The sequence below is a fragment of the Mycobacterium sp. C31M genome (assembly GCF_053345865.1).
The window spans coordinates 1-21,928 of the sequence record NZ_JBKFAX010000029.1 but is presented as its reverse complement, the minus strand read 5'-3'; the positions used below and the strand labels follow the sequence as shown (position 1 = coordinate 21,928).

The 21,928-nt window shown below is 65.2% G+C and carries 21 protein-coding genes; 9 read left to right on the top strand and 12 right to left on the bottom strand.

Annotation, left to right across the window (positions count from 1 at the left end):
* Positions 1-8: 8 nt before the first annotated feature.
* On the bottom strand, positions 9-1,004 hold the full coding sequence (locus ACLBYA_RS30065; RefSeq protein ID WP_447713136.1) for a helix-turn-helix domain-containing protein: 996 nt from the start codon (positions 1,002-1,004) through the stop codon (positions 9-11).
* A gap of 5 nt (positions 1,005-1,009) precedes the next feature.
* A complete protein-coding gene (locus tag ACLBYA_RS30060) occupies positions 1,010-2,074 on the bottom strand; it encodes an NAD(P)-dependent alcohol dehydrogenase (RefSeq protein WP_447713135.1) in 1,065 nt (354 codons plus the stop codon).
* A 168-nt stretch (positions 2,075-2,242) separates the two neighbouring features.
* Between ACLBYA_RS30060 and ACLBYA_RS30055 the strand changes: the two genes are divergently transcribed.
* Positions 2,243-2,689, top strand: a complete 447-nt coding sequence (locus ACLBYA_RS30055) for a VOC family protein (RefSeq protein WP_447713134.1) — start codon at positions 2,243-2,245, stop codon at positions 2,687-2,689.
* 7 nt (positions 2,690-2,696) lie between these two features.
* On the opposite strand, the gene ACLBYA_RS30050 is transcribed toward ACLBYA_RS30055, so the two are convergent.
* Entirely contained in the window at positions 2,697-4,121 is a 1,425-nt protein-coding gene (locus tag ACLBYA_RS30050) for an ATP-binding protein (protein WP_447713133.1), read from the bottom strand.
* 243 nt (positions 4,122-4,364) lie between these two features.
* Here ACLBYA_RS30050 and ACLBYA_RS30045 point away from each other — a divergent pair, with 243 nt between their 5' ends.
* Entirely contained in the window at positions 4,365-5,240 is an 876-nt protein-coding gene (locus ACLBYA_RS30045; RefSeq protein ID WP_447713132.1) for an alpha/beta hydrolase, read from the top strand.
* Between the two features lie 6 nt (positions 5,241-5,246).
* Here the strand turns inward: ACLBYA_RS30045 and ACLBYA_RS30040 are convergent, their stop codons facing one another.
* The 3 genes from ACLBYA_RS30040 to ACLBYA_RS30030 form a co-directional block, all read right to left on the bottom strand.
* On the bottom strand, positions 5,247-5,855 hold the full coding sequence (locus ACLBYA_RS30040) for a non-oxidative hydroxyarylic acid decarboxylases subunit B (RefSeq protein WP_447713131.1): 609 nt from the start codon (positions 5,853-5,855) through the stop codon (positions 5,247-5,249).
* 12 nt (positions 5,856-5,867) lie between these two features.
* A complete protein-coding gene (locus ACLBYA_RS30035) occupies positions 5,868-7,343 on the bottom strand; it encodes a UbiD family decarboxylase (protein ID WP_447713130.1) in 1,476 nt (491 codons plus the stop codon).
* Positions 7,344-7,600: 257 nt separating this feature from the next.
* Positions 7,601-9,217: an alpha/beta hydrolase gene (locus ACLBYA_RS30030; RefSeq protein WP_447713129.1), complete on the bottom strand. Its 1,617-nt coding sequence runs from the start codon at positions 9,215-9,217 to the stop codon at positions 7,601-7,603.
* A gap of 133 nt (positions 9,218-9,350) precedes the next feature.
* Between ACLBYA_RS30030 and ACLBYA_RS30025 the strand changes: the two genes are divergently transcribed.
* Both ACLBYA_RS30025 and ACLBYA_RS30020 read left to right on the top strand, forming a co-directional pair.
* The gene (locus tag ACLBYA_RS30025; protein ID WP_447713128.1) at positions 9,351-10,514 is read left to right on the top strand and encodes a zinc-binding dehydrogenase; all 1,164 of its coding nucleotides are present in this window, start codon (positions 9,351-9,353) and stop codon (positions 10,512-10,514) included.
* An 82-nt stretch (positions 10,515-10,596) separates the two neighbouring features.
* Positions 10,597-10,740 carry a hypothetical protein gene (locus ACLBYA_RS30020; protein ID WP_447713127.1) on the top strand — a complete coding sequence of 48 codons (144 nt, stop codon included), beginning with the start codon at positions 10,597-10,599 and terminating at the stop codon, positions 10,738-10,740.
* On the opposite strand, the gene ACLBYA_RS30015 is transcribed toward ACLBYA_RS30020, so the two are convergent.
* Positions 10,704-11,966 carry a PE-PPE domain-containing protein gene (locus ACLBYA_RS30015; RefSeq protein WP_447713126.1) on the bottom strand — a complete coding sequence of 421 codons (1,263 nt, stop codon included), beginning with the start codon at positions 11,964-11,966 and terminating at the stop codon, positions 10,704-10,706. The genes ACLBYA_RS30020 and ACLBYA_RS30015 overlap by 37 nt on opposite strands.
* Positions 11,967-12,059: 93 nt before the next feature.
* On the opposite strand from ACLBYA_RS30015, the gene ACLBYA_RS30010 reads away from it, so the two are divergent.
* Positions 12,060-12,416 (top strand): DUF732 domain-containing protein, encoded by a 357-nt coding sequence (locus ACLBYA_RS30010; protein WP_447713125.1) that lies wholly within the window; start codon positions 12,060-12,062, stop codon positions 12,414-12,416.
* A gap of 134 nt (positions 12,417-12,550) precedes the next feature.
* Here ACLBYA_RS30010 and ACLBYA_RS30005 read toward each other — a convergent pair whose 3' ends face one another.
* Together ACLBYA_RS30005 and ACLBYA_RS30000 are read right to left on the bottom strand one after the other, a co-directional pair.
* Positions 12,551-13,063, bottom strand: a complete 513-nt coding sequence (locus ACLBYA_RS30005) for a lipoprotein LpqH (protein ID WP_447713124.1) — start codon at positions 13,061-13,063, stop codon at positions 12,551-12,553.
* A gap of 119 nt (positions 13,064-13,182) precedes the next feature.
* Positions 13,183-13,617 (bottom strand): lipoprotein LpqH, encoded by a 435-nt coding sequence (locus ACLBYA_RS30000; RefSeq protein WP_447713123.1) that lies wholly within the window; start codon positions 13,615-13,617, stop codon positions 13,183-13,185.
* 30 nt (positions 13,618-13,647) lie between these two features.
* Here ACLBYA_RS30000 and tgt point away from each other — a divergent pair, with 30 nt between their 5' ends.
* Together tgt and ACLBYA_RS29990 are read left to right on the top strand one after the other, a co-directional pair.
* On the top strand, positions 13,648-14,889 hold the full coding sequence (gene tgt / locus ACLBYA_RS29995) for a tRNA guanosine(34) transglycosylase Tgt (RefSeq protein ID WP_447713122.1): 1,242 nt from the start codon (positions 13,648-13,650) through the stop codon (positions 14,887-14,889).
* A gap of 35 nt (positions 14,890-14,924) precedes the next feature.
* Positions 14,925-16,148, top strand: coding sequence for a cytochrome P450 (locus ACLBYA_RS29990; protein ID WP_447713121.1), 1,224 nt, complete (start codon positions 14,925-14,927; stop codon positions 16,146-16,148).
* Here ACLBYA_RS29990 and ACLBYA_RS29985 read toward each other — a convergent pair.
* A complete protein-coding gene (locus ACLBYA_RS29985) occupies positions 16,145-17,503 on the bottom strand; it encodes a flavin monoamine oxidase family protein (RefSeq protein WP_447713120.1) in 1,359 nt (452 codons plus the stop codon). The two genes, ACLBYA_RS29990 and ACLBYA_RS29985, sit on opposite strands and share 4 nt — an antisense overlap.
* A gap of 38 nt (positions 17,504-17,541) precedes the next feature.
* Between ACLBYA_RS29985 and ACLBYA_RS29980 the strand changes: the two genes are divergently transcribed.
* Both ACLBYA_RS29980 and ACLBYA_RS29975 read left to right on the top strand, forming a co-directional pair.
* Positions 17,542-18,870: an acetyl-CoA hydrolase/transferase family protein gene (locus tag ACLBYA_RS29980; RefSeq protein ID WP_447713119.1), complete on the top strand. Its 1,329-nt coding sequence runs from the start codon at positions 17,542-17,544 to the stop codon at positions 18,868-18,870.
* Positions 18,871-19,002: 132 nt separating this feature from the next.
* Positions 19,003-19,215 (top strand): hypothetical protein, encoded by a 213-nt coding sequence (locus ACLBYA_RS29975; protein ID WP_447713118.1) that lies wholly within the window; start codon positions 19,003-19,005, stop codon positions 19,213-19,215.
* Here ACLBYA_RS29975 and ACLBYA_RS29970 read toward each other — a convergent pair.
* Positions 19,190-19,978, bottom strand: a complete 789-nt coding sequence (locus ACLBYA_RS29970) for an amino acid ABC transporter ATP-binding protein (RefSeq protein WP_447713117.1) — start codon at positions 19,976-19,978, stop codon at positions 19,190-19,192. The genes ACLBYA_RS29975 and ACLBYA_RS29970 overlap by 26 nt on opposite strands.
* A complete protein-coding gene (locus tag ACLBYA_RS29965; RefSeq protein WP_447713176.1) occupies positions 19,975-21,873 on the bottom strand; it encodes an ABC transporter permease subunit in 1,899 nt (632 codons plus the stop codon). Before ACLBYA_RS29965 ends, ACLBYA_RS29970 begins: the two co-directional genes overlap by 4 nt.
* Positions 21,874-21,928 lie beyond the last annotated feature (55 nt).

The following is a 21,928-nucleotide window of genomic DNA, read 5'->3' as shown; positions in this document are numbered from 1 at the left end:
GTTGACGATCACTGTATAGCCGCGTTGAGTGACGGCTCACCCCGGACGGCCTGGGTGGCGTACTGGCCCGGTGTATGGCCAAACCGTCCCCGGAACTCCTTGATGAAGTGCGAAACGCTCGAATATCCCACCGCTGCCGCGACGCTGGACACACCGAGCTTGCGGTCGTCGAGAAGTTCCTTGGCCCGGTCGAGCCGGCAATCCTTGATGTACCGGTGCGGGGGTAGCCCGGTGGCCTCGCGGAACAAACGCGAAAACGCCGATGAACTGAGACTGACGTGCATTGCCAATGCTTCGACAGGCAACGGGTCGGCCAAGTGATCAGCGATGTGGCTCAACGCCGCGGCAACGGGTTCACGCTTGAGCTCATCAGCGGCGAGATACATCAATCGGGTTCGCTGTTCACGCCGCAGTAGTCGAAATACCAATTCTTGCATGAGAATCGGGGCTAGGACCCGGCGATCGCAGCTGTGCGACAGTGATTCCAGGAACGCGGTCGCGGTGTGGGTCAATTCGTCGTCCAGCGTCGAAGGCACCGGCCCGGCGCAGGTTCGAGACGCCGGTCCCGCGACGCTGAGCGGGTACATCTTCGAGGAGGTTGACGTGACGAGCTTCGGATCGAGTTGCAACGCGCAGTAAAGAACCGGGTGGTGCGTCGAGGCTGCTGTGATCTCGAAATCGAGGCTCGATCTTCCTGCGGTGATGATATACGCAGCACGGTCACGTAGTTGCCGTCCACCTATAGCGGCAGCTGAATCCTGGGTTTGCGCCACGAATCCGACTGACAGCGGCCCGAACTCGGCGCTGGGAAGCTGCATCGGCTGGCAGTAGCGATGGACAGTCAATCCCTTCCACGCGTTCCCGGCGTTTACCCCCTCAGCGGGGCCCAGCACGTCGAGTGTGGCGAAGAGCGCGCCGGCGGTCGCCGGCCGACGCCACATCCGGAAGCGTTCGCCGCGGTCGATCCCTCTCAGTGTCGCAGCGCCGTTTTCTTCGGGTGCCACAGCGGTCAGTCGAAGACGACGACAGCTCGGCCGACGATGTTCCCTCGGCCCAGGGCCTCCAGGGTGTCGTTGACATCAGCGAGCTTCGTCGGGACCACGTGATGTTTGATGGTCCCCATTCTGGCCAGCGCAAGTACCTCGATGAGATCGTTGTGGCTGCCCCAAAACGAGCCGAAATACGACTTCTCGCCGCTGACGAACGGAAACAGTGGGAGTTCGACTCGCTGCCCCATCAGGCCCACTTGAGCCAGTGCGCCCTCGGTAGCGAGAATCGAGGCCGCCAGGCCGAGGGACTCTGCAGATCCGGCACAGTCCAATATCGCGTCAACCGTCCGCTGCCCGGTGAGCTGCTCCAGTTCGTCCTGCACTGCTTCAACCGACTTGGCACGTACGTTGACGGTGTGATCGGCGCCGTTCTCGATCGCCACCGCCAGCTTATCGTCACTGCGAGCGAATCCGAGCACAGTAGCGCCAGCGCCGAGGAGCTTGGCGTACTGGACGCCGTAACTGCCGAGTCCGCCGATACCGTTGACGGCGACGACGCGGCCGGCACCGAGCTTCCCTGCCTGTCGTAGCTTCTTCATTCCCCGGTACGGTGTGATCCCCGCGTCGGTCAACGGAGCTAGATACTCGGGTGTGACGTCGGGTTGGTCGCCCACGGAGATGACGTGGTCATAGGGCGCCAGCATGTACTCGGCGAACCCGCCGTTGGGGCCGAAGCCCACGAGCTGGCCGTTTTGGCAGAGTTGTTCGTTGCCTTCGTGGCACTGTCGGCAGGTGCCGTCGCCCCAGTTCGGATCGACTACGACAAGGTCCCCTTCGGAGAGACCGGACTCGGCTGGGACCTCGGAGCCCAAAGCGGTGATATGGCCGCAGACTTCATGGCCAGGAGTGAATGGCAGCTTCACGGGCAGCCCTTGTCGGAAGTAGCCGTCCAGCAGCTGATAGTCACTGCGGCACATTCCCGTCGCAGCGACCTTGAGCAGTACCTGGTTGGGGCCGGCTTCTGGCACCGGGATGTCGTCAATCTGTAATGGCTGGTTGAATTCGTGAATTCGCGCCGCGAGCATGACCGTCGCACCTCCAACTAGGTCGGGTTCAATGCCGGTGACGCTAGGGGGGGCGTGTTGACGACCACTGGATCCGGAATGAACGCGATGTGGGCAGCGATCCAGCAGGAATGCGTCACCACAGCCAGCCGGTATCTGGTGGGCTCGGCGTACCGAAGGGAGTGCACCTTGACCGATAACAATCCACCGCAGCTAGGCGGTGTCCACCACATCTCTCTGACTGTCACCGACCTTGCAGAAAGCATCCGCTGGTACGAACGCGTGTTCCAGGCCGCGCGGATTGGTGTCACGATTCCGCATAACGGATGTGAAGAAACCGGTTACGCCGTGCTGTTGGTGGAGCCGCGATCGGGCCTGATGTTTGGGTTGCACAGCAACACCGCCAACACCGGTGAGAAGTTCGACGAATCATTAACCGGCCTGGATCACGTCTCCTTTTCGGTGGCCGGGCGTGTCGCGCTCGAACAGTGGGCGACGTGGCTTGACGGACTCGGCGTGCCACATAGCGGCGTGGTCGACGAAACCGATCCGATCGTGTATTCGACTGTCGTGTTCCGCGACCCGGACAACATCCAACTTGAGTTCATCGCCGTTGAGACTGCCGACACAGAGTGACTCAGGTCTACCCTTCGCGGACTGGAGCCTGCACTGGCAGACGCACAGTGAATCGGGTTTCGCCTGGCTGGGATGTCGCCGACACACTGCCACCGTGACGATCGATCAAACGCCACGCCAGATCGCGGCCAAGCCCGCTACCTTCTCCGACCGGTTTGGTGGTGAAAAACGGCGTGAAGATGTGGTCGATAACATCGTCGTTAATCCCGGGTCCACTGTCAGAGAACTCGACGCCGACCATCGCATCTTGGAGATACTCTGTGCGGACGGTCAGACGGCCCGTTCCGCGCATAGCCTCTAGCGCGTTGTCGATAATGTTGGTCCAGACCTGGTTGAGATCCCCTGGATAGCATCCGATCTCCGGAACGCGCGGGTCCCAGTCGGTGACGAGTTCCACTCCGCTGTGCCCGCCCACCCTACCGTCGAACATCCGCAAAGTGCTGCGGAGCAGCTCGTGGATATCCACGCTCTGGTAGGCGCCGCTATCCATCTGGGAGTACTGCTTGGCCGCGGTGAGCAGGGTCGACATCCGAGTGCCGGCCCCGACGATCTCCCGGATCCGTAGCTCGGCGTCAACGGATTCCTTCAGCCATTCGATCGCGAGGGGCTCCAGGACGCCGGACGGCAATCGTTGCAACCAACCGTCATCAAGGGCGGCCTCCACGAACGTCGGTGCGTAATCCCATCCTTTGTCGATCCCGTGTCTGCAGAGCCAGTCGCCAATGCGTTCTTCCCGGTCGGCGGCTTCGAGCCCACCGGGGCCCTTGTCTTTCATTGATCCAACTCGCCTAATGGCTTCGTCCTGAGCATCGACGAGCGTTCGCACGGCGTCGCCGGCAAGCTGGGCTTGGGCGAGCCGAGACAACGTGTGTCGCAGCTTGCCCACCACACAACGTAGGTCCCCTGCCGCACGCAGGATGGCCGCCGCAGGGTTGTTCAAGTGGTGGGTGAGCCCGGCGGTAATCGTCCCTAGCGCCAGCAATCTGGCACGCTGACCAAGGAGCTGCTGATGTCTCAACGTGCCGAGGGTATGACCCCCCAGTAAGTGCACCGCCATGGCGAACTCCTCCTGCATGAACGTGGCGAACCGATCAGCTGCCAGCACGAAAAACCGCGAACTGCGAAGCAGGCGGATCGATACCTGGTGAGTCTGCGAAGCATCGGGAACGTAAGCCGCCCACGCGCCACAGTAAACTCCTCGCTGAGAGGTCCGATGCGTTTCGACTTCGATGCCGCCCATACGAGCAGACATCACCAGCTCGCCATCGAGCATGACGTACAAGTGGGTGGCCGGTTCGCCCTCTTTAATCAAGTGACCGGGCGGGAACGACTCGATCGACCCCATGTCGCACAGAAAAGCGAGCTGGGATTCAGAAAGTCGCTCGAACAGGAACAAGGTCCTCAACTGATCAGCCGTGCACCGCTCGCCCATGAAACAGAAAGCTAGTGGTCCTACGACTGTCCGATGGTAGTCGTGCCGGAAACGGCAACAGACGAGGATGATTCCGCTATAGCACCTCGAGAACAAGAATGGCATATAGCCCGTTTGCCCTTTTAAATCGCCCGAACCGCTTCGGCGTGAACCACTCACTCCCGACGTGCCCCAACGACGTGTTGAGATGCCCATGAGCGCAGACACATCAGCCTCAAGGAGATGGGTGGAGAGGTATCCCCTGTGTTTCTCTTTGCCGTGACGAACGCGGTGTCCGCAAACTGGTATGGGAGCACAAGCACGATGTCGAACGGATTCATCCGCTGGGCGAGCGCAGTGATCGCCGCCGCCGCAATAACTTCCGTCTCCGGCGCAACGCCGTTGCACGCATCCCCTCCGGGCGCGCTCACCGTCGTGATGGTGCACGGCGCGTGGGCGGACACTTCGAGCTGGGACGCCGAGATCGCCGCCCTTGAAGCGAAAGGGATTCACGCGCGTGCAGCCGCCAATCCATTGCGCAGCCTGACAACCGACGCCGGCAGCATCGCATCATTCCTGCACACCATCGATGGACCCGTCGTGCTCGTCGGCCACTCCTATGGCGGATCGGTGATCTCCGAGGCCGCCGGTAGCGCTCCCAACGTCAAAGCGTTGGTCTTCATCGACGCCTTCCTGCCCGAACCGGGTGAATCTGCCAGTGCACTTAACGGCGACGAATCCATCCTGGCGCAACTTCCGGAAAGTGAGCTGTTCGACGCGATCCCCTATCCGAATGCACCGGCCGGCGCGCTAGACCTGCTTTTGAAAAGAGAGGTTTTCGTCAACAGCTTCGCGAACGACCTCCCCGCGCCCCAAGCCAGCCACTTGTGGGCCACCCAACGGGCCACGTCTACCGCAGCGGTGACCACCCCCAACACCGCCGCGGCCTGGCAAACCATTCCGTCATGGGCATTCATCAGCACAGGAGATCGAATCATCACGCCGGTGTCCAAGCAATTCATGGCACAGCGGGCGGGGGCGACAATCACCACACTCGAAGGTGGTTCCCATCTGAGTTTGATCAGCCACCCCGAAGCAGTCACCACGCTGATCGAAACTGCTGTTGCAGAGGTCAATTGACCATGGCTAACCTACAGCCCGACCAGATCCCTCCGCAGCAGACGACAGTGTCGGCATCCCCTCCCAGCGTCGTGCAGGGCTCTGATCAAGACCGAACTGGTCGAGTACCCGAACGCTGATGTGGTCGATGATGTCGTCAACGGTCTCCGGCCGGTTGTAGAACGCTGGCATCGGCGGAAGGATTACGGCGCCCATCCGCGCCAGCACCAGCATGTTGTCGAGATGAATCTCTGATAACGGGGTCTCCCGTGTGACCAGGACCAACCGCCGCCTCTCCTTCAAAACGACGTCTGCTGCCCGCCCGATCAGTCCATCGGCGTAACCGATACGAATCCCAGCCAGCGTCTTCATGCTGCACGGGACGATCACCATCCCGTCGGTGCGGAACGAACCCGACGAAATGGCAGCGGCCTGGTCTCCCGGCGCATACACAACGTCGGCTAGTGCTCGGACGTCACCGACGGTGTAAGCGGTTTCGAGTTCGATCGTCGGACGTGCCCACCTACTGAGGATCAAGTGCACCTCGACATCAGGAATCTCGCGAAGAGCCTGCAACAATCGCACACCCACAGGCGCACCGGTAGCGCCCGTCATAGCGATGATTAGACGTTTCATGACGACCCTGCGCTAGTCGGGCCACGCGGCCAACACGCGCCGGCGAACGTCATCGGGGTAGATTCGAGCGAAACTGCTTCTTCTCCAACGCTTCTCAGGTGCTGGCTGCAATGCGTCGTGGATGACACGCGCTGCATGTCCCCGATGACGCTCCTCGTCCGTGTAGCAGGCGATCAGCGGTGCGATCACATCGGAATCGATGAATTGGCGTGCGGTGGGATGGACACGAGTAGCCAGCGCCCATCCCAGTTCGGCCGGATCGGTAGCGTCGATGTCGTCGTCGAGGATGAAGAACCGGGGAATGTAATTGGAGAAGCGCCTTGTGCGAATCACCTCGAAGATACGCCGACACAACTCCTCTGAACTCACGTCTGGCAAGTCGGCCCGCCAGTTCGTGTCAACGGTAACGATCACAACGTGCATCGCGAGTTCCGGCGGCGCCCACACGGTGGTGACGGGCAGCCCTGCAGCCTGCAACGCGCCCAGGCAATCGGCGGACCCGGAGATGCCGGTCACCGTGTGGTACTCGTCGACCGGTTCGCCTTCCACGACAGCCGGCCATATCGGATTGTCGCGGTGGGTGATGGCCTCGATCGTGTACGTCGGTTGCCTGCTGGTCTCCGACGGCTGGTAACCGGCATACTCGCCCATCGGGCCTTCGGCAGCGTCGCGGCTGATCGACAGATGACCTTCGATGACTATTTCGGCTTCCGCTGGGACGCGCAGGTCATTGGTCTGGCAGCGCACCAACTGGATCGGCCTACCGAGTAGGGCACCGAGGTAGCCGACCTCCTCGACGTGGTTGGGCAGCGGCATTCCCGACACGAAGGGAATTGCAGGGTGGCCTCCCTGCACCAGCGCGAACGGCATCGGCTCGCCGAGCTGCTCCCACTGGCTCCACACCGCGTGAATGTGCTGACCCGGCGCAACCAGGCCAGTCATATGGGTGTCGTCGAGGTACATGATCCGGCTGATCGACCAACTTGTGAACTGCCTGTCCGGAGTGCGCGCGACGATAGTGCCCCAAGTGTTGACGTAAGGGCCCCCGTCGCGTTCGTGCAGCAGCGGTTTCGGAAAGCCGGCCAGGGTGGCTTGATCGCCCAGCAGAATATTCTGCTGGCAGGCGCCGGCGTCCACGACGACCGGCTCTATCGGTGGCAGATTCGTAGCAGCGGCAAGGTGCTCCAAGATCTGCCGAGGACCGGCGTCAGCACGCAAACCCACCGAAAGTGCCACGCGAGCATAAGGTTTACCAGCGGCGGCGCTGAGCGCACCGGGGGCTCCCAGTATCCGACAACCTAACGCATCGGTTCCAGTCACGTGCGTGAAGAAAGGCGCCGGGGTGCGACGCTCGCAAGACAACCGGATGGTTGCGCCAACCTCAAGCACCGGATCTACCTCATGGTCGATCAACCGAAGATCACCCAGCAGGGACAGCGCGTCCACGTACTCGCGCAAATCGTGAACGTCAGCCGCAACGTCAACCATGAAAACGGTCCTTTCGAAGCAAAGCCGCTCAAGGGCAGCCGCAGCCAAGTCGCCGAAGGGCGCGTGGTATCCCAAAAGCTAACCAACGCTGAGTGATTCAGGATATAATTTTTGTGCGCCGCAGTTGCCCAATCCGATCGACATCGGAATCGATGATCGAGCTTGTCGCCGCCGAGCCAGCCTCCCACCTGATAGGGGCTTGGATTAGAAGCCCCGTCACAGGCAATTCGCTCGTCCGGCCGGGGTTGTCGATGCTCTCACGCCGACATTGTGATGGCTGCCACCGGCCCGATCACCACCCCTGTGGCGGTCCCGTTGGGCGTGGTGATGGTGATCGTCGACCCGGGCACCAGATCGTCACCGTTGTCGGTGTCGCCGATGAACCAGTCGTTGAACCATTGCGCGCTCAGTTGCCACACCGCGGGCGGGTTCTGCGGCTGTGGGAAGCCGGCCAGTGCGGTGGCGAGGAACTGGATCAGCGGGTTGCCGCCACGCATCGAATCCATGTGCACACCGCCGCGGAGCACCACACCGTTGAACCGGCCCGGCCGCGCCGCGTTCAACGACTCCTTCACATTGCTGATGAAGTTGAACGAATTGCTCGGCGCGCCGATCTCGCGGACCGGGATGTAGCGGCCGGAGGCGTCCTGATAGGCCTGCAGCTTGGTCAGCGCCACCGACATGACCGAACCGGTCGGCACCCCGTCCAGCGTGATCACGCCGACCAGATCCTCGACGGCACCGTTGTCGACCAGATAGCCGGCCACCCCCGCCACCAGTTGACCGCCCGCGGAATGCCCGGCCAGTCCGTACTTCTGCGGCAGGGTGCCGGCATAACCGGCCGCGCGAGCACTGTCGTTGAGCGCGGCGCGGTCCCCGGCGAACAGCTCGGCGATGTTGGCCCACATGCCCTCACCGTTGATCCAGGCATCGTCTCGGGCGAAGAAGTTCGACGACAGGGTCGGGGTTACGACGATGCTGTTGGTGCTGACCGCCAGCTCGGCCGCGGTGTGGCTGTACATCGGTCCCAGGGCAAAGAACCCGTGCTGCAGCAGGATCAGCCGGTCCGGGGCGGGCTCCCCGGCAGGCACATCGGGGAAGTACCAGTTCGCCTGGACCCGTTGGCCATTGGCCAGCAGGATGTTCGAGGTCCGCACCGTGACGGGATAGCTGGCGGGCACCGCAGGCGGCCCGGTGAACAGCGCTTCCAGCGCCTGGATGGTGTTGATGACCAGCGACCCGACACCCTTGACGACGTTGTCAGCCACCCCCTGCAACCAGCGCATCAGGTTCGGGACCCGCGGTGCGGAGGCCTGCTCGACGGCGGGTTGCTCGACGGCGACCGCCATCGACACCGCAGGCGCCGCGGCGACGCGTGCCTCGGTAGCCGCTTCGGGTGCGGTCTTGGCGGCGGTGATCAGCGGGGCGGACGGGGCGGTCTCGGTGCTGGTTTCGGTGACCGCAGGGGCGGTGAACTCGGTGACCGGCGCGGGGTCGGCATCGGGTTCGGCTACGGCGAGCGACACCGTGATGGGTGCCGAACGCTTCTTCTTTTTCGGTGTCTCGGACGCGGGCTCCTCGGCGCTGTAGTCCTCGGCGTCGTCCGCGGGCTCGGTCTCCGACTCGGGTTCGTCGTCGGGCTCGGGATCGGGTTCAGCCTCCGATTCGGTCTCGGCCGACGGCTCGGGCTCGGTCTCGGCCGACGGCTCGGGTTTGGTGTCGGGTTTGGTGTCGGGTTTGGCATCGGACGGGCTCGATGACGGGGCCGCGCCGGTGTCGTCGTCGGCGACCGCGACACCCGCACCGGTCAGCACCGCCGCCGACACGCCTGCCGACAACAGGCCGGCACTCACCCATACCGAAAGCCGTTCCATCGAAGCCCCTGACCATGTGATTGGAAACCTGTCGAATAGTGATTGGAAACCTGTCGAATATTGACACCGGTGACATCCCTGCGGGCGGTTTTGGACGACAGCCATACTCGGATACTGACGAAGGGAAATACCGATGAAGGCTGTCAGTTGTGTGTCCGGCGAACTGTCCGTGGTCGACCTGCCCGCGCCGCGGCCCGCGGCCGGGCAGTTGCTGCTCGACGTGCGCCGATGCGGTATCTGCGGGTCCGATATGCACGCCAAGGACCATGCCGATGAGCTGACCGAGGTGATGGACGCGGTCGGCTATCCGGACTTCATGCGGGGTGACACCCCGACGGTCCTGGGCCACGAATTCTGCGGAGAGGTCGCAGAAAAAGGTCGAGGGGTCGGCAAGGAATTCAAGCCCGGCACCACCGTGGTGTCCTTCCCGCTGCTGCGCACCGCCGGCGGGGTCCACCTGACCGGGCTGTCCCCGCTGGCACCTGGCGGTTACGCCGAGCAGGTGCTCGCCGAGGCCTCGCTGAGCTTCGTGGTGCCCAACGGCCTCGACGTCGACATCGCCGCGCTCACCGAACCGATGGCGGTTGCGCTGCATGCCGTGCGGCGCAGCGAGATCGGCCGGCGCGATACCGCGGTGGTCATCGGCTGCGGTCCGGTCGGGCTGGCCATCATCTGCCATCTCAAGGCGATGAAGGTCGGCACCATCATCGCCAGCGACTTCTCGCCGGGCCGTCGCGCGTTGGCGGCCAGGTGTGGTGCGCACGTCGTGGTGGACCCGGCCGTCGACTCGCCGTACGAGCGGTTCGCCGACAAGCGGGGTTTCATCACCGCCGCGCCGGAACTGTACGAACTCGGTGTCGGGTCCATGGAGAAGCTGCGCAAGGTGCCTGGCTGGGAGCACCTGTACCGGGTCGCCGACAAACTGGGCGCGGCCGGCCCGAAGCGGCCGGTGGTCTTTGAGTGTGTGGGTGTGCCCGGCATGCTCGACGGCATCATCAGCGCGGTGCCGGTGCAGACGCGGGTTGTGGTGGCCGGCGTCTGCATGGGTGATGACAAGATCCGGCCGACGACGGCCAACGCCAAGGAGATCGACCTGCGCTTCGTCTTCGCCTACACCCCGCTGGAATTCCGCGACACCCTGCATCTGCTGGCCGAGGGCAAGGTCGACGCCTCCGCGCTGGTGACCGGGACGGTCGGCCTCGACGGGGTGGACGCCGCCTTCCGGGCGCTCGGCGATCCCGAGGCACATGCCAAGGTGCTCATCGACCCGCGCAGCCAGGCCGTCGAGCCCGGTTAGCCGAAACATCGAAAGCTGTTCATCGCCAGTTTGTTTCGCTGGTTCGAGGTTCACGGGCGTGGTATGTCACCCTGGAATCACCATGAGAGACAAGGTGCGCAAGCCGGCGGGGTGGCGTGATCCGCTGTCGCTGTCCTTCGAGATGCACCGGCGGGTGCTGCTGGTGCGGTTGAAACGACGGCAGCGCCGTCAGGCCGCGTCGGCGCCGGCGTCCCGGTCTGCCTGACGCGGGCGCTTGGGCGCCTCGGCGGTGCGCGCCGAGCGCGGACTGCGGACCGTCGGCACGGTGCGCGGCTTCTTCCGGACGGTGATCGCAGGTTCGTCGTCGGTTTCGGGTTCCGCTTCCGCCTCGGTTTCCGCGTCGGACTCGGGTTCCGGTTCGGAGGTATCGGTACGTGCGGCGACCGGCGTCTCCGAGGTCGCAGCCGCAGCAGGACCGGGAACAGGAGCGGGCTCGGGCGGCCCGTGGACCAGGTTGTGCAGTCCCTCGCCGATCGCGTCGGGCACCGCCCGCAGCGCCTCGGCGATCTTGTGCGGCGGGGTGAACAACGAGAACGGGGTGCGCCGTTCGGGATTGAGGTTCAGGCGGTCGGTGTAGCCCATGTCGACGATCACCCGCAGCAGCGGTTCGATCGCACTGAGCAGCCGTTCGGCGCCGGCCGAGATCCCCAGGTGGTAGGCGATATCGCGCAGCGGCCCGAGCAGCGGTAGGCGTTTGTTGGGCACCAGGATGTAGGTGTCGACGCCGCCCGCGGTGTTGGTCACCACTTTGACGTGGTTGGCCTCGTCGTTGATGTCGACCGGGTCGTAATAGGTGTCGATATGCGCGTATTCGTGGCCGAGCACAGCGTTCAGGATCGACACCGGATTGAAATAGGCGGGGAAGTCACCCCACAGGTCGTATTCGTTGACGATGTAGGTGGTGTCGTACTGCGTGGGCCGTCCGGGCCCCATCGGGGAGACGACGTCCGGGATGGCGATACCGGGGAAGCGCGCGAAGATTCCGCCGTTGGGGACAAACGGGGTGGCGATCTGCAGGAAGCTCAGATCGTCCGGTGACGGCGGATTCTCCGCCGCCGCGACATCACGCTTGAGTTGTTCGACCAGCAGCGCTCCCAGCGAGTACCCCGCGACGAGGACCTTCCCGGAAGTCGTGACCAGGTGTTGGTGCAACACCGGCATCCCGATGCGCACACTGCGGTCCAGGTTCAGAGAGGCCGGATACTCGGTGCCGATATAGGTGTCGCCCAGCGGGACGACACCGTGGCTGAGCTTGTTCGGCAAGCGTTCCGAGAGCGGGTCGCTGCTGCCGCCGATGCCGATGACGGTGTTGACCAGCGCGACCGCCGACCGCACCGCCGAGATGCCGGTACCCACACCGAGCACCAGCCCGACGGTCAACAGCACCGCACCTGCCGTCGTGGCTAACACCCGGAAGCGGCTGACGAGCATGTGATCCCCCCTGTAGGCAGGACCGTAGCGTTCGAGCAACCGCTGCGGGCGAAATCTGCCCAACCACTGCCGATCCGATTAGAGTCAGACCCCATGAAGGCGATGCACGCACTGGTGTTGGCGGCCGGTATGGCTGCGGGTATGAGCGGTCTGGCGACCACGACAGCACCACAGGCCTCCGCCGACGTCGTCGCCTATCTGGTGAATGTGCATGTCCGGCCGGGCTACAACTTCCCGAACGCCGATGCCGCCATCGGTTACGGCAACACCGTCTGCGACCGGGTCGCGGCCAAGATGCCCTATGCCGAGCTGGTCAACCAGCTCAAGGTCGATTTCCGCACCACCGACTACTACCAGGCCGGGTATCTGATCAACCAGGCGATCAACGAGCTCTGCCCCGCCCAGATCTGGCAGCTGCGCCAGTCGGCGGCCGGCTACACCGGCGTCTGATACACGCTCATCTCAAGCGACCCCGAACTGTCGCGAGGTGCGGCGTGTCGCCGTACAGACACGGTCACTCGCGGGAAGAAATGCCAACGGCGGCGCCCCATCGGGACGCCGCCGTCGTATCGAGAAGCCCCCGATCAGGGGCAGGTGACCACGAGTTCGAACGGCTTGTTCACCGGGGTCATCGGGTTGGCCATATCGACACCGGTGGCGGTGCCGGTGATGGTGTAGGTGTTGCCGTCCTTGGTCGCGGTGGCCTCGCCACCGGCGCCCTGGGCGAAGGCCAGCGTGACACCGTCGACGTTGCCCAGGCCCACCGAGGTGACGGTGCTGCCGTCCTCGCTGACGACGGCGGCGATGCCGGTCATGGCCTCACCGATCGCGATGTTCATGTTGCCGCCCATGGCCGCACACACCACGCTGCCCTCGACCGGCTTGTCCTGCCCGTCGATGGTCACCTTGGTGGTGCCCGAGCCCGCCGCGGCCGTGGGCGATTCGGTGGCTTCGGCGGTGGTGGTCTCCTCCGCTGAAGTGGCGGCGGCGCTCGTCTCCGAGGTGGCCGATGATGATTTGTCGTCAGAGGAGCAACCGGACAATCCGGCGATGACGAGCGCTGCGCCGCCGATGGCGACTACGAACCCACGCTTCACAACAGTTCCCCAATCTGTAGTGCGATCAATCAAGATCGCCCGATGATCCTTGAGCAGTATGGTGCGCGATTCGGACATTGGAAACAGATTGAGCGAAAATCTTGGCAGCCTGCGCCAGATCAGCAGGCGACCTTCAGGGTGAACTTGCCGTCGGTGGTGAAGCTGGCGGCGTCGGTGCGGAACCCGGTCGCGGTGCCGATGATGACGAACGTCGGGCCGACCATGCTGACCTCGGCATCCGGTTCACCCAGGCCGGCGTTGTAGTTGCCGGTGAAACCGGCCAGGTCGCGGATCGTCACCGACTGGGCGGTCAGCTCGTCGCCGCCCGAGACCAGGGCGCTCACCCCGGAGGCCTCGTCACCGGTGCTGATATCGGTGGAGAAACCGCGCGACGCGCAACGCACCTGATGGGTGGTGCCGCCGTCACGGCCGTCGATGGTGATGTGCGCGGTGCCTGCGGCCAGCCCGCCCTCGGGTACCGGAGCCGCGGACGGCTCGGACGAACACGCGGCGCACACACCTGCGGCGACTAGGACCAGCGCGACAATCCTCATGGCAGTGAATCTAGCGGCGGGGCGGGACCCATGGCACCGGCTTGGTTGAATGTCGGGGTGTTCTTCGAAGTGCAGGCCGAACTGTCCGGACGTCGCGGACGGGTCGGCACCATCCATACCCCGCACGGGGATATCCAGACCCCGGCGTTCATCGCCGTCGGTACCCAGGCCACCGTCAAAGCGGTGCTGCCGGAAACCATGAAAGAGATTGGTGCCCAGGCGGTTCTGGCCAACGCCTACCATCTCTATCTGCAGCCCGGCCCGGACGTCGTCGACGAGGCGGGCGGGTTGGGCGCTTTCATGAACTGGCCCGGCCCCACCTATACCGACAGTGGGGGCTTCCAGGTGCTCTCGCTCGGGGTGGGGTTCAAGAAGGTGCTGTCGATGGATGCCACCCGGGTGCAGGCCGACGACATCATCGCCGAGGGCAAGGAGCGGCTGGCCCACGTCGACGATGACGGGGTGACGTTCCGTTCCCATCTGGACGGGTCGACGCACCGGTTCACCCCCGAGGTCTCCATCGGGATCCAGCATCAGCTGGGCGCCGACATCATCTTCGCCTTCGACGAGCTGACCACCCTGGTCAACACCCGCAGCTACCAGGAACAGTCGGTGGCCCGCACACATGAGTGGGCGGTGCGGTGCCTGGCCGAGCACCGTCGGCTCACCGAGGTCCGGGCCGATCGGCCGTATCAGGCGTTGTTCGGGGTGGTGCAGGGTGCGCAGTACGAGGACCTGCGCCGGCAGGCCACCCGCGGCCTGGTGTCGATCGTCGACGAGGACGGCCGCGGCTTCGACGGGTACGGCATCGGCGGCGCGCTGGAGAAGCAGAACCTGGCCACCATCGTCGAATGGGTGACCAGTGAGCTGCCCGATGACAAGCCTCGGCACCTGCTCGGGATCAGCGAACCCGACGACCTGTTCGCCGCCGTCGCCGCCGGCGCGGACACCTTCGACTGCGTGTCCCCGTCGCGGGTGGCGCGCAACGCGGCGGTGTACTCGGTGAATGGTCGTTACAACATCACCGGAGCCCGCTACAAGCGGGACTTCACCCCGATCGACGCCGAATGTGGCTGCTACACCTGTGCGCATTACACCCGCGCCTACATCCATCATCTGTTCAAGGCCAAGGAGATGTTGGCCTCGACGCTGTGCACCATCCACAACGAGTGGTTCACCATCCGGCTGGTCGACCGGATCCGCGAGTCCATTCCGGCCGGGGAGTTCGACGACCTGCGCGCCGAGGTTCTGGGCCGCTACTACGGTGGGTGACCTGCGGCCTTCTTAGACGTGTGCACAATAAGGGCATGACGCAGACTTCGGATCCGCAGCTGCTGCTGGTCCAGATGCTCGACCCGGCCACCCGTGCCGACCCATATCCGTTGTTCGCCCAGATCCGCGCGCACGGGCCGCTGGTGATGCCCGGGACGAACATGGTGGTGCTGTCCTCGTTCGCCGACTGCGATGAGGTGCTTCGGCACCCGGACTCGTGCAGTGACAGCATGAAATCCTCTGTGGTGCAGAACCTTCTGTCCTCCGGCGCGATGCCCCCGCGGGGCAACACACCGGGTTTCCTGTTCCTGGATCCGCCCGATCACACCCGGCTGCGCAAGCTGGCCCAGCAGGCCTTCGCGCCCCGGGTGGTGCGGGCACTGGAGCCGGAGGTCGACACGTTGGTCGACCGGCTGCTCGACGCCATCGCCGAACGCGGCAACGCGGACCTGATCGCCGACCTGGCCTACCCGCTGCCGGTCGCGGTCATCTGCCGGATGCTCGGCGTGCCGGTCGAAGACGAGCCGAAATTCAGCTGGGCCGCAGGCCTGGTCGCTCAGTCACTGGACCCGATCATGTCGATCACCGGGGCACCCGATCCGGATGCCCAGGCCCGCCTGGACGCCGGCGCCTGGCTGCGTGAATACCTGGGCGATCTGGTCGAGGTGCGCCGGGCCGATCCGCGTGAGGACATGATCTCGGCACTGATCGCCGCGGAGGAGGACGGCGATCAGCTGACCGCCGAGGAGATTGTCGCCACCTGCAACCTGCTGCTGATCGCCGGGCACGAGACGACGGTCAACCTGATCGCCAACGCCGCCCAGGAGATGCTGCGTACACCGCGGCACTGGGCCGCGCTGGCCGCCGATCCCGAGCTGGCACCGGCGATTGTCGAGGAGGCCCTGCGCTTCGATCCGCCGGTGCAGCTGGTGATGCGGATCGCGGGCGCGGATATGCAGGTTGGTGACCTGACCGTGCCCCGGGGCGACACCATGCTGCTGCTGCTCGCCGCCGCCCAGCGCGATCCCGCGATGTACGACGATCCCGACGAGTTCCGGCTGTCCCGCGAGACCACCCGGCACCTGTCCTTCGGACTCGGGCCGCACTTCTGCCTGGGGGCACCGCTGGCGCGGCTGGAGGCCCGGGTGTGTCTGACCAAGCTCACCGCGCGATTCCCGCACGCCAAGCTGGCCGCCGAACCCGAGTACAAGCCCAACGTCACCCTGCGTGGTCTGGCGAGGCTGCCGGTGTCCGTTTAGGCGAGTCCTTCGATGACCTCGCGGGCGGCCCGCTCACCCGCCTCGACCGCGCCCTCCATATAGGCACTCCATTCGGTCGCGGTATCGGTGGATGCCCAGTGGATCGGGCCGATCGGCTCGGCCAGCGCAGGGCCGTAGGTGGTCCACACCAGCGGACCGCAGTTGGCGTTGTAACAGCCGCGGGTCCACTGCCGGTTGCCCCACTCACCGTCGATGTAGTGCAGCGGCTCGGCTGCTCGATCGCCGAAATGTCGTACCAGTTCGGCCGTCAGCGCCGCGCGGCGGGCCTGCTCGGTCCACTGACCGTGGGTGCGGGCCTGTTCGCCCTCCAGGAACAGCAGGATGACGCCGTGATCGTCGCCCTGGATGCAGGTGTCGTTCGACATCCGGGCCGGTCCGATATCGGAGATGAGCTGGCCGTTGAGACCGTCGGCGCGCCAGAAGGGTTCGTCGTAGACGAAGAACGCCTTCATCGCCGCCGAGTTGGGCATCCGCTGGGTCAGCTGGTCGCGGTATCCGGACAGTGGTGGGTCGTACATGAGGCGCCCGGCCAGCATCGGTGACAGCGCCACGATCACCCGCCTGCCGTGGGCGGTGCGGCCGCCGCGGCAGTGCACCCTCACCGAATCGGGGCCGTGCTCGATCAGCTGTACCGGGGCGTCGAACACCAGATGCTCGGTGAGCATTGCCGCCAGCCGGTTGGGGATCTCGGCGGTGCCGCCGACGAACCGGGTGGTCTGCGCGCCGCCCTCGGACTCGGCGAACAGTTCGGCGGTCACCCCGCAGGTCTGGATCGTGAACAGCAGGTGCAGGAAGGAGACCTCGACCGTCGGCACCGCCAGAATTCCGACGGTGCAGATTTCCAGCAGGGTGCGGGCCACCGGGGACAGACCCTGCGCGTCGTACCAGGCGCCCGCGGTGACGGCATCCCATTCGGCGGCGTGTGGCGCGGTCCACGGAGTTGCGGGCGACACCTCGGCCGCCAGCTCGTCGAGGCGGCGCAGGACCTTTTCCAGTTCCGACAGTTCGTCGGCGAAGCGGTCGTGAAAGTCGTTGCCGCGCAGCACTCCGGTGCCGGCCAGCTCGTAGGTCGTCTCGCCCTCGTCGTACTGCAGGTAGGTGTCGACGCCGAGTTCGGCTGCCAGCGCGAACATCCGGTGGTGCGTATCGCCGATCCACTGCGCGCCGAGTTCCATCGGCAGACCGGCCAGCTCCTCGGTGAGGATGCGCCCGCCCACCCGGGTATCGGCCTCCAGGATCAGCGGGGTGAGCCCGGCCGCCAGCACCGTGCGGGCCGCGATCAGGCCCGACAGGCCGGCGCCGACGATCAGGACGTCTGCTTCATGGCGTGACATGACGGACACCTTCTCACGGGGCAGGTAGCGTCGGGCAGATGTCGACCGAGCTCACCGCCGAGCAGGCCGCCGCGCGCCTGCAGGCCACCGATACCCTCGGGATCCCGCTGGGGCCGGGTCAACCGCCGTCGTTCCTGCAAGCACTGGGGGAACGGGACGACTGGACCGATCTGCGCGTCTACGGGGCCCTGCTGGCCGTGTTCACCGAACTGTTCAACCGGCCGGGTGTGCACTACCTGTCCGGGTTCTTCGGTCCGCTGGACCGCGCGCTGCGCGACAGCGGCGCCGATATCGAGTTCACCCCGGCCGATTTTCGGCGTTTCGGCCCGCTGCTGAAGCGGCAGGCGCCCCGGGTGATGGCGACGGTGGCCGCTGCCCCGGATGCCGACGGTTGGTGCTCGCTGTCCCTGCACGCCGGTGGCACCATCGACGAATTGCGCAGTGCCGCAGCCGACCCCGACCGGCTGCTGATCGTCGAGGCATCCGAGAAGTTCCCCCGGACCTACGGACTGGGAGATCACCGGCATGCGCTGCATGCCGACGAGATCGACATCCTGATCCGCTCCGATGCCGAACCGCTGGCACTACCCGGCGGTGATACCCCGCCGTCGGACATCGACCGCGCGATCGCCGAGCACGCGGTGGCCTATATGCCATCCGGGGTGACCCTGCAGACCGGGATCGGCTCGATACCCAACCAGATCGCCACGCTGCTGGCCGAAGGGGACGGTGGCGAGTACGGCCTGCACAGCGAGATGTTCACCGATGGCTGCATGAAGCTGCACCGCGCGGGCAAGATCGCCAACGCGCACAAGGGCCAGTACGACGGCGTGAGTGTGACGACGTTCGCCTTCGGCTCCGCGGAGCTGTACTCCTGGCTCGACGAGAACCGCGATATCGCGTTCCTGCCGGTGGAGATCGTCAACTCGCCCGAGGTGATCGCCGACAACCACCGGATGGTGACCATCAACGGCGCGCTGGCCATCGACATCCAGGGGCAGGTCGTCGCCGACACCATCAACGGCGGACAGTTCAGCGGTATCGGCGGTGCCGAGGACTTTGTGGCCGGGGCCGGGCTGGAACTGTCGGACCGCTCGCTGATCTGCCTGCCGTCGACCTACGAGAAGGACGGCCGGCTGCAATCGCGGATCGTGCCGTGGTTCGGTGCCGGCGCGGTCATCACCACCCCGCGCCATCATGTCGACGTCATCGTCACCGAGTACGGCACCGCCGAGCTGGAGGGTCTGACGGTCCGGCAGCGGGGCGAGGCGCTGGCCGCGATCGCGCATCCGGGTTTCCGCGATGACCTGCTGCGTGCCGCCGAGCGGGCCGCCAAGGGACGCTCACCGGTGGTCAGGATGGTTTGACCTCTTGTTCAACTAACAACTTGTAAGTTGGCGTTCCGGCATGGCTGAGCGTCATCGACGTCGACGCCATCGGCCGCGGCATCCTGGCCCACTTACATGCGGCGCCGGCCAGTTGGCGGATCACTACAACGGATGGAGGTCGGCCGGGCCTATGCACGCCGGGTCGCGGCGCGGCACCTCGGCGCGCAGCCTGACGATGCCCGGGTGCGAATCCTGTTGGTGGCCATCGAGGAACTGGCCCGTCTGCACCTGGAGGATCCCGCTGCACACACCGATGAGGAGATGCTCGGTCATCTGCGGGCGCTGACGGCCTGGGCCGCTACAGCGGGTTCAGAATCCGGTTGAGGAACTGCCGGGTGCGCTCCTGCTTGGGGTCGCCGATCACTTCGTCGGGGCTGCCCTGCTCCAGGATGATGCCATGATCGGTGAACAGCACCTGATTGGAAACCTGTTTGGCGAACTGGATCTCGTGGGTCACGATGACCAGCGTCCAGCCTTCGTCGGCCAGATCCTTGATCACCGAGAGCACCTCGCCGACGAGTTCCGGGTCCAGCGCCGAGGTCGGTTCGTCGAACAGCACCACCTTCGGCCGCAGGGCCAGCGCGCGGGCGATACCCACCCGCTGCTGCTGACCGCCCGATAGTTGGAACGGATACTGGTCGGCCTTGGCGCCCAGACCGACCTGCTCCAGTAGCGTGACCGCTTCGGCGACAACCTCGTCGCGGGGTCGCTTCTGCACGATGACGGGACCCTCGATGACGTTCTGCAGCACCGTTTTGTGTGGGAACAGGTTGTGCCCCTGGAAGACGAAACCGCTGCGCGACTGGAAGCGGCGCACCTCCGGTTTGGGTGTCGGTGTGGCGAAGTCGATCTCGACATCGTCAACCCTGATGACCCCGGCGTCGGCGCGGTCCAGTGCGTTGAGCGTGCGTAGCAGCGTGGTCTTGCCCGATCCGGAGGGCCCGATGATGGCCGTTGCGGTGCCCTTGGCGACCTTGAAGGACACCCCCTTGAGCACCTTGTTGTCGCCGAACGCCTTCTCGACCCCGTCGGCCTCGATGCGGTATTCGACGCCTCCGGCGTCGGCGGTTTTTTCGGTTTCGGTCATCGCGCCACATACCTTTCCAGTCGGCGTTCCACCCGGGCCTGGCCGAACGACAGCACCAGGCAGATGACCCAGTAGTACACCGCCGCCGTGCCGTACAGCGCGAAGAACTCAAACGTCGGCGCCGCCACGATCTGAGCCTGCCGCAGCAGCTCGGTCACCAGGATCGTCGATGCCAGGGAGGTGTCTTTCACCAGTGATATCAATGTGTTCGACAGCGGCGGGACCGCCACCCGGGTGGCCTGTGGCAGGATGATCCGCCGCAGCGCGCCGGTGTAGTTGTAGCCGATGGTCTCGGCGGCCTCCCACTGCCCCTTCGGGACGCTCAGGATGGCCGACCGGATGATCTCGGCGGCATACCCGCCGACGTTGAGACTGAACGCGATCACCGCGGCCGGGAACGGGTCGATCTTCACCCCGAACTCCGGCAGGGCGTAGAACACGATGAACAACTGCACCAGCAGCGGGGTGCCCCGGATGATCGAGATGTAGAAGCGGGCCACGTTGCTGAGCACCACATTCGAGGACAGCCGGGCCAGCGCCACGCCCAGTGCGAGCACCAGGCCGACGGCGAAGCTGATGATGGTCAACGGGATCGTCATCGTCAACGCGGCCTTGGCCAACGGCCACAGGTTGTCCAGGATCAGCTGCCAGGCCGAACGAGCCTGCGGGGCTTCGGTATCGGTGGCCTGCGGCTGCTGGGTCTGCGGGCTGCCGGTGGCGTCGGCCTTCAGGTAGCGCTGAGAGATCTCGGTGAGCGTGCCGTCGGCGCGCAGTTCATCCAGGGCCCCGTCGAGTTCGGGCAGCAGGCCGCTGTTCTTGCGTGCCGCGAAGCCCTGGTCGCTGGTTTCGCCGGTCTGCGCGGCGATCTTCACCGAGGTGTCGCCGGTCTCGGCGAGGTAGGCGTACACGGCGACGCTGTCGTTGACGGTGGCATCCACCCGGCCCTGGTTGAGCAGGGTGATGGCCTGTGCAAAACCCTCCACACCCTCGACATTCGCGCCGGCGTCCCGGGCCACCTGTGCCCAGTTGCTGGTGATCGACTGGGCGGTGTTCTTGCCCCGCAGGTCCTCCAGCGAGGTGATCGAATCATCGTCGGCCCTGGTGACGATGACACCCTCGCCGACGGTGTAGGGCTGGGACAGGTCGTATTTGGCCTGGCGTTCGGGGTTGATGGTGACCTGGTTGGCGACGATGTCGAAGCGGTTGGCTTCCAGAGCGGCGAAGATCGAGTCCCAGGGGGTTTCGACGAATTCGACCGGTACACCCAGCTTCTCGCCGACGGCCCGGGCGACGTCGACGTCATAACCGGTGAGTTCGCCGGTCGCCGGATCGTGGAAGCTGAACGGCGCGTAGGTGCCCTCGGTGCCCACCCGCAGCACCCCGGCCTCCCGGATCGGAGTCGTCGCGGGGGCACCGGTCGCATCGGCTTTGAGGTATTTCTGCGAGATCTCGGCCAGCGTGCCGTCGGCGCGTAACTCACTGAGCGCGCGGTCGAGTTCGGGGAGATACCCGCTGTCCTTGCGTGCGGCAAAGCCCTGCTCACTCTTCTCCCCGACGGTGCCGGCGATCTTGACGCTCTTGTCCCCGGTCTCGGCCAGGTAGGCGTACACCGCGATGCTGTCGTTGATGACGACGTCGACCCGGCCCTGGTTGAGCAGGGTGATGGCCTGGGTGAAGCCTTCGACGGCCTCGACCCGGGCGCCGGCATCCCGGGCGACTTGCGACCAGTTGCTGGTGGCGTTCTCGGCGGCGGTCTTACCGCGAATATCGGCCAGGGTCTTGATGGAATCGTCGTTCGCGCGCGTGACGATGACACCTTCCCCGACGGTGTAGGGCTGGGACAGGTCGTACTTGGCCTGGCGTTCGGGGTTGATGGTGACCTGGTTGGCGACGATGTCGAAGCGGTTGGCTTCCAGAGCGGCGAAGATCGAGTCCCAGGGGGTTTCGACG